Annotated in this window: 8 protein-coding genes; 1 reads left to right on the top strand and 7 read right to left on the bottom strand. The window is 72.6% G+C overall.

The window, feature by feature from the left end; genetic code table 11:
- Positions 1–71: 71 nt before the first annotated feature.
- Genes P1P75_RS20410 through tdh form a run of 3 tightly spaced genes read right to left on the bottom strand, consistent with a single transcriptional unit; the run spans position 72 to position 3,267 of the window.
- Positions 72–974, bottom strand: coding sequence for a LysR family transcriptional regulator (locus P1P75_RS20410; RefSeq protein ID WP_319257381.1), 903 nt, complete (start codon positions 972–974; stop codon positions 72–74).
- 36 nt (positions 975–1,010) lie between these two features.
- Positions 1,011–2,210 carry a glycine C-acetyltransferase gene (locus P1P75_RS20415; RefSeq protein WP_319257384.1) on the bottom strand — a complete coding sequence of 400 codons (1,200 nt, stop codon included), beginning with the start codon at positions 2,208–2,210 and terminating at the stop codon, positions 1,011–1,013.
- 28 nt (positions 2,211–2,238) lie between these two features.
- The gene (gene tdh / locus P1P75_RS20420) at positions 2,239–3,267 is read right to left on the bottom strand and encodes an L-threonine 3-dehydrogenase (RefSeq protein WP_319257386.1); all 1,029 of its coding nucleotides are present in this window, start codon (positions 3,265–3,267) and stop codon (positions 2,239–2,241) included.
- Between the two features lie 203 nt (positions 3,268–3,470).
- Between tdh and P1P75_RS20425 the strand changes: the two genes are divergently transcribed.
- Positions 3,471–4,076 carry a GPP34 family phosphoprotein gene (locus P1P75_RS20425; RefSeq protein ID WP_319257389.1) on the top strand — a complete coding sequence of 202 codons (606 nt, stop codon included), beginning with the start codon at positions 3,471–3,473 and terminating at the stop codon, positions 4,074–4,076.
- 18 nt (positions 4,077–4,094) lie between these two features.
- Here P1P75_RS20425 and P1P75_RS20430 read toward each other — a convergent pair whose 3' ends face one another.
- The 4 genes from P1P75_RS20430 to P1P75_RS20445 form a co-directional block, all read right to left on the bottom strand.
- Positions 4,095–4,664 carry a GAF domain-containing protein gene (locus P1P75_RS20430; protein ID WP_319257392.1) on the bottom strand — a complete coding sequence of 190 codons (570 nt, stop codon included), beginning with the start codon at positions 4,662–4,664 and terminating at the stop codon, positions 4,095–4,097.
- Positions 4,665–4,725: 61 nt separating this feature from the next.
- Positions 4,726–5,346 (bottom strand): ATP/GTP-binding protein, encoded by a 621-nt coding sequence (locus P1P75_RS20435; RefSeq protein WP_319257395.1) that lies wholly within the window; start codon positions 5,344–5,346, stop codon positions 4,726–4,728.
- Positions 5,324–5,695: a DUF742 domain-containing protein gene (locus P1P75_RS20440; protein WP_086773356.1), complete on the bottom strand. Its 372-nt coding sequence runs from the start codon at positions 5,693–5,695 to the stop codon at positions 5,324–5,326. Before P1P75_RS20440 ends, P1P75_RS20435 begins: the two co-directional genes overlap by 23 nt.
- 2 nt (positions 5,696–5,697) lie before the next feature.
- Complete coding sequence (locus tag P1P75_RS20445; RefSeq protein WP_319257398.1) at positions 5,698–6,132, bottom strand: roadblock/LC7 domain-containing protein; 435 nt, start codon at positions 6,130–6,132, stop codon at positions 5,698–5,700.
- Positions 6,133–6,207: the final 75 nt, after the last annotated feature.

Here is a 6,207-nt window from a genome sequence, read left to right on the forward strand (position 1 = left end):
TGGCTGTTCTGTCCAGTCGGCGCGGCGGCGCCGAGCCGGGTCGCCGTCATTGAAACTGCCCCAGGGTCTCCTCAGGCCGGCGTGACCGCCTCCAGCGCGTCCAGCACCGGGCGGATGAGGGGGTGTTCCTCCGCCCCGCGGCGTACGGCCGCGAAGACGCGGCGGGTCGGGGCCACCCCGTCGACCGGACGGACGACCACGCCGGCCAGATCCATGCCGCGCAGCGCCGAGCGCGGCACCAGCGCCACGCCCGCGTCCGCCGAGGCCAGCGCCACCACGGCGCGGAAGTCGTCCGAGGAGTGCTCCAGGCGGGGCTGGAAGCCGGCGTTCTCGCAGGCCAGGACCACCACGTCGTGGCAGGGGTTACCGGGGTAGGGGCCGATCCACGGGTCCTTGGCCAGTTCGGCGAGCGCCACCTCGGGGCACTCGGCGAGGCGGTGGGTGACCGGGACGACCGCGTCGAAGGGTTCGGCGTAGAGCGGGACGTGCGCGAGGCGCGGGTCGTCGGCGGCGGGCGCCCCGCGGTACTCGACGGCCACGGCGATGTCGACCTGCCGGTCGAGGACCATCGGCAGGCTGGCGTCGCCCTCGGCGTCCTGTACGCGGATCCGGATCCCCGGGTCGGTGCCGGCGAGCCGGGCCAGGGCGGGCGCGACGACCAGGGCGATGCCGGTCGCGAAGGCGGCGACGGTGACCGTGCCGGCCGTGCCCGCGTCGTAGGCGGCCAGTTCCGCCTCCGCCCGCTCCAGCTGGGCGAGGACCGCGTGGGTGTGGGCGAGCAGGATCTCGCCGGCCGGGGTGAGCCGTACGCCCTTGGCGCCGCGTTCCACCAGGCGGTGGCCGGTCTCCTGTTCCAGGGCGGTGAGCTGCTGGGAGACGGCGGACGGGGTGAGGTACAGCGCGGCGGCAGCCGCCGTCACTGTGCGGTGGTCGGCCACCGCACGGAGGATGTGGAGCCGCCGCGCTTCGATCATGGGATCGATTATCGCAATATGTCCGGGGTGGCCGGCTCAGGCCTCCAGTTCCGCCCGCGCCGCCACGAAGGCGTCCACGGCGCGGTCGACGTCGGCCGTGGAGTGCGCGGCCGAGAGCTGGACCCGGATGCGGGCCTGACCCTGCGGGACGACCGGGTGGGAGAAGCCGATCACGTACACCCCGCGCTCCAGCAGCAGCTCCGCCATCCGGCTCGCCCTCGCCGCGTCACCGATCATCACGGGCGCGATGGCGTGGTCGCCGGGCAGGACGTCGAAGCCCTCTTCCGTCATCCGGCGACGGAAGAGAGCGGTGTTCTCGGCCAGCCGCAGCCGCAGGTCGTCGGCCGTCTCCAGCAGGTCGAGGACCTTCAGGGAGGCGGCGGCGATGACCGGCGCGAGGGTGTTGGAGAACAGGTAGGGGCGCGAGCGCTGGCGCAGGAGGGCCACGATCTCGGCGCGGGCGGCGACATAGCCGCCGGACGCCCCGCCCAGCGCCTTGCCGAGGGTGCCGGTGATGATGTCGACGCGGTCCATCACTCCGTGCAGCTCGGGGGTGCCGCGACCGCCGGGGCCGACGAAGCCGACGGCGTGGGAGTCGTCGACCATGACCATCGCGTCGTAGCGGTCGGCGAGGTCGCAGATCTCGGCGAGGGGGGCGACGTAGCCGTCCATGGAGAAGACGCCGTCGGTGACGATCAGCCGGCGGCGCGCGCCTCCTTCGACGGCCTCCTTCAACTGCCGTTCCAGGTCGGCCAGGTCACGGTTGGCGTAGCGGAATCGGCGGGCCTTGGACAGCCGGATGCCGTCGATGATGGAGGCGTGGTTGAGGGCGTCGGAGATCACCGCGTCCTCCGGGCCGAGGAGCGTCTCGAAGACACCTCCGTTGGCGTCGAAGCAGGAGGAGTACAGGATCGTGTCCTCCTGGCCGAGGAACGCCGACAGCCGCGCCTCCAGCTCCTTGTGGACCTCCTGGGTGCCGCAGATGAACCGCACGGACGCCATGCCGTAGCCCCAGCGGTCCAGCGCCTCGTGGGCGGCGGCGATCACCTCGGGGTGGTCGGCGAGGCCCAGGTAGTTGTTCGCGCAGAAGTTGAGAACCTCGCCCGGCCGGCCGCCCGCGGTGACGGCGACGGTCGCCGACTGCGGGCTGCCGATGACCCGCTCGGGCTTGTGCAGGCCGGCGGCGCGGATCTCGTCGAGGGTGGCGCGCAGGTCGTCGCGCACGGAGTCGAACATGGTGTAACTCCTCAGGAATGCAGGTGACTTACGCGGTCCAGTCGAGGATGACCTTGCCGCCGGTGCCGCTCGCCGCGTCGGCGAACGCGGCCTCGAAGTCGCGGTGGCCGTAGCGGCCGGTGATCACGGGGGCGAGGTCGAGGCCGCCCTCCAGCAGGACCGACATCGCGTACCAGGTCTCGAACATCTCACGGCCGTAGATGCCCTTGATGGTGATCATCGAGGTGACGACGCGCGCCCAGTCGACGGCGAACTCCTCGGCGGGCAGGCCCAGCATCGCGATCCGGCCGCCGTGCGTCATGTTGGCGATCATGTCGCGCATCGCCTCGGGGCGCCCGGACATCTCCAGGCCGATGTCGAAGCCCTCGCGCAGGCCCAGCTCGCGCTGCCCGTCGGCGATGGTGGCGCGGGAGACGTTCAGGGCCAGGCTCGCGCCGATCTTGCGGGCGAGTTCCAGGCGCTCCTCGCTGACGTCGGTGACGACGACGTTGCGGGCGCCGGCGTGCCGGGCGACGGCGGCGGCCATCAGGCCGATCGGGCCCGCCCCGGTGATCAGCACGTCCTCGCCGACCAGCGGGAAGGACAGCGCGGTGTGGACGGCGTTGCCGAACGGGTCGAAGATCGCCGCCACGTCGAGGTCCACCGGGACACGGTGCACCCAGACGTTCGCGGCGGGCAGCGCCACGTACTCGGCGAACGCGCCGTCGCGGCCGACGCCCAGTCCGACGGTGGCCCGGCACAGGTGGCGGCGCCCTGCCAGGCAGTTGCGGCACCTGCCGCAGACCAGGTGTCCCTCGCCGCTCACCAGGTCACCGGCCTTGATCTCGCCGGCGTCGCGCCCGGTCTCGACGACCTCGCCGACGAACTCGTGCCCGAGGACCAGGGGGGTGCGGATCGTCTGCCGCGCCCAGCCGTCCCAGGACCGGATGTGCAGATCGGTGCCGCAGATGCCGGTACGCAGCACCTTGATCAGTACGTCCCCGGGTCCGATGGCGGGCTCCGGCACGTCCGCGAGCCACAGTCCCGGCTCCGCCTTCTCCTTGACCAGCGCCTTCACGCCACGGCTCCTGAGGTTGAGACCCCCGCGCCGGGCATGCCGAAGCGGCCCGCGGCGGGGGAAAGGGGGTGGAATCCGGTAGCAATCTGCCGTACGGCGGCGCCGCGGTCCATCGAGACTTTCTTAAGCGCCGCCACAGCTGTGCTTCACGCCCCGTGGCGGCGTGCCACTCTGGACGGGGAACCGACGAGGGGAAGCCGCTCATGACCACAGCGCAGGACCTGATGATCGTCTCGCTGGACGTGACGCCCGCACGCCCCGTCGAGCAGGGTGAACTCTCCCTCGCCCTCGCGGGCGCCGAACTGATCGACCTGGTGGAGGCGGGCGTGGTGGTCCTCGACGGCGACCGGGTGACACCCGGCCGGTCCGCGCCCCCGGACGACCGCCTGCTGGCGGAGGCCGCTTCCACGCTGGTACGGCGGGAGCCGTACGAGTCGGTCGAGGAGTGGCTGTGGCGCCGCGGCCGGGGCCTGGCGGCGGCCTACACCGCCCGGATGGCGGCCGACGGGACACTGACCCACCCGCGCGGCCACTGGCTCGCCGTACAGTCGGACCGGCGCGAGGCCGTGGACTCACCGGCCCGGCGCCGCGCCGCCGAACGCTGGGCGTCGGCCGAGCCCGTCCTCGCCGGCCTGGCCACCACGGCCGGTCTGCGCGAGGAGGAGGGCGACGGCTTCCCCGGTCCCCTCACCGACCCGGTGGAGACGGTACTGGCCGCGGTGGGCGAGGCCGTGACGGAGCTGACGGCCGCTCAGCAGCGGCGGTCCGTCGAGGACGCCGCCTTCGACAACGTCTGGCGTGGCCTGTGACGGACACCGGCCGTCAGGTCACAGGGGCGGTCCGCCGGCCGCCCGGTGTTCCAGCCGCCCGGCGAGATCGGCCGCGGTCGCCTTGATCGTCTCCAGTCCCGCCCTCCCCCACGGCCGGGGCGCCAGATCGGCCACCGACACCGTGCCGAGGACCAGGCCGGCGGTGTCGATCAGCGGGGCGCCGAGGTAGGCGTGGATGCCGTACTCGTCGACGACGGGGTTGCCCGCGAACCTCGGGTAGTCGCGGACGTCCTCCAGCACCAGCGCCTTGCGCCGCACGACGACGTAGGGGCAGTAGCCGTACTCGCGGGGCAGCCGGCGGCCCACCTCCGGCTTGCCGCCGCGCGCGGCCCGGCCGCCGGGCGGGGTGTGCAGTCCGGCGAAGAACTGCCGTTCCTCGTCGATGAAGTTGACCATCGCGTAGGGCGCGCCGGTCACCTGGGCGAGATGGTCCGCGAAGGCGTCCAGGGAGGGATCCGCCCGCTCCCCGAGGCCGAGCCGGCGCAGCCTCAGGGTGCGGGCGGGAGCTTCCCTGTCCTCGGGGGTGAGCAGGAGTCGACCGGCCGTGCGGGGCGGGTCGTAGCTCATGGGCGGACTCCGTCGCTGTGGACGTGGGGCATGTGCGGCTCCGGTGTGTGGTGTGCGGGGATCACATATGGGCGCCGCGGCTCGGCTGAGGTGCCGTCGGTGCGTGGGCGATGAGGTGGCGGACGAGGGCGAGCAGGGTCTGCACGCCCGACGCGGAGATGCGGGCGTCGCAGCGCACGATGGGGACGCCCGGGTCCAGGTCGATGGCGGCGCGCACCTCCTCGGGGTCGTAGCGGTGGGCGCCGTCGAACTCGTTGACGGCCACGATGAAGCCGAGGCCGCGTTCCTCGAAGAAGTCGACGGCCGCGAAGCACTCCTCCAGGCGGCGCGTGTCGGCGATGACGACGGCACCGAGGGCGCCCTCGGACAGTTCGTCCCACATGAACCAGAACCGTTCCTGTCCGGGGGTGCCGAACAGGTACAGGACATGCTGCGGATCGAGGCTGATGCGGCCGAAGTCCATGGCCACGGTCGTCTCGACCTTGTTCTCGATGCCGTCGAGGTTGTCGGTCGCGGCGCCGACGGTGGTGAGCAGCTCCTCCGTACTCAGGGGCGCGATCTCGCTGACCGCGCCGACGAACGTGGTCTTGCCGACCCCGAACCCGCCCGCGACCAGGATCTTCAGCGCGGTCGGGAAGGCGCCCTGGCCTTCGTCGTGTTCAGAGCTGTCGTCGTAGTCCATCGAGCACTGCCTCCAGTAGGGCCCGGTCGGTGGGGTTGTGGTGGAACTCGGGGGGCTTGGTGGTCAGCGCCCCGCAGTCCACGAGGTCCGCCAGCAGCACCTTGGTGACGGCCGCGGGCAGCCTGAGATGGGCGGCGACCTCGGCGACCGGGACGGGAGCCCGGCACAGGTCCAGTGCCTGCGCGTGCTCGGGGCCGAGATAGCCGAGGGGGGTGGACCCGGTCGCCCGCACCTGTGACATCAGGTCCAGGGCGACGGTGGGTTTGGTGCGGCCGTTGCTGACCGTGAACGGGCGCACCAGCCGTCCGGCCGCGTCGTCGAGCCAGGGCCCGTCGCCGGCCGCCGCCACCCTCAAGGCCCCATCACCGAGGGTTCGACGGCGTGCTGCCGGGGCGCGGTGACCAGGTAGGGCCGCACGCTCTTGACGAGCATCGCCATCTCGTAGCCGAGCACGGCGGCGTCCGCCTCGCGTCCGGCCAGCACCGCCAGGCAGGTGCCCGACCCGGCGGTGGTGACGAACAGCAGCGTCGAGTCGAGTTCGACGACGACCTGCCGCACGTCCCCTCCGTCGCCGAAGCGGAGACCGGCGCTGCGGCCGAGGGAGTACAGGCCGGAGGCCAGGGCCGCCATGTGGTCGGCGCTGTCGTGGTCGAGGCCGTGGACGGACTTCACGAGGCCGTCGCAGGAGAGGAGGACCGCACTGCTCGTGTGCGGAACGCGCTGCACGAGGCCGCTCATCAGCCAGTCGAGATCGGATACCTGGCCGGTCGGCGCATCGCTCGCCATGGTGGATCGACTCCTTGGGGTACGAAGGTCAGCGGGAGCGGCTGCGGTGGGGGCGGGGGTGAAGGTGGTGAGGGG

This window comes from Streptomyces sp. ID05-39B, from assembly GCF_033794725.1.
Classification (GTDB): Bacteria; Actinomycetota; Actinomycetes; order Streptomycetales; family Streptomycetaceae; genus Streptomyces; species Streptomyces bobili.

Coding starts and splice junctions, on each gene's coding strand:
- P1P75_RS20410 (WP_319257381.1), bottom strand. CDS start 974: ATGATCGAAGCGCGGCGGCTCCACATCCTCCGTGCGGTGGCCGACCAC.
- P1P75_RS20415 (WP_319257384.1), bottom strand. CDS start 2,210: ATGTTCGACTCCGTGCGCGACGACCTGCGCGCCACCCTCGACGAGATC.
- P1P75_RS20425 (WP_319257389.1), top strand. CDS start 3,471: ATGACCACAGCGCAGGACCTGATGATCGTCTCGCTGGACGTGACGCCC.
- P1P75_RS20430 (WP_319257392.1), bottom strand. CDS start 4,664: ATGAGCTACGACCCGCCCCGCACGGCCGGTCGACTCCTGCTCACCCCC.
- P1P75_RS20435 (WP_319257395.1), bottom strand. CDS start 5,346: ATGGACTACGACGACAGCTCTGAACACGACGAAGGCCAGGGCGCCTTC.
- P1P75_RS20445 (WP_319257398.1), bottom strand. CDS start 6,132: ATGGCGAGCGATGCGCCGACCGGCCAGGTATCCGATCTCGACTGGCTG.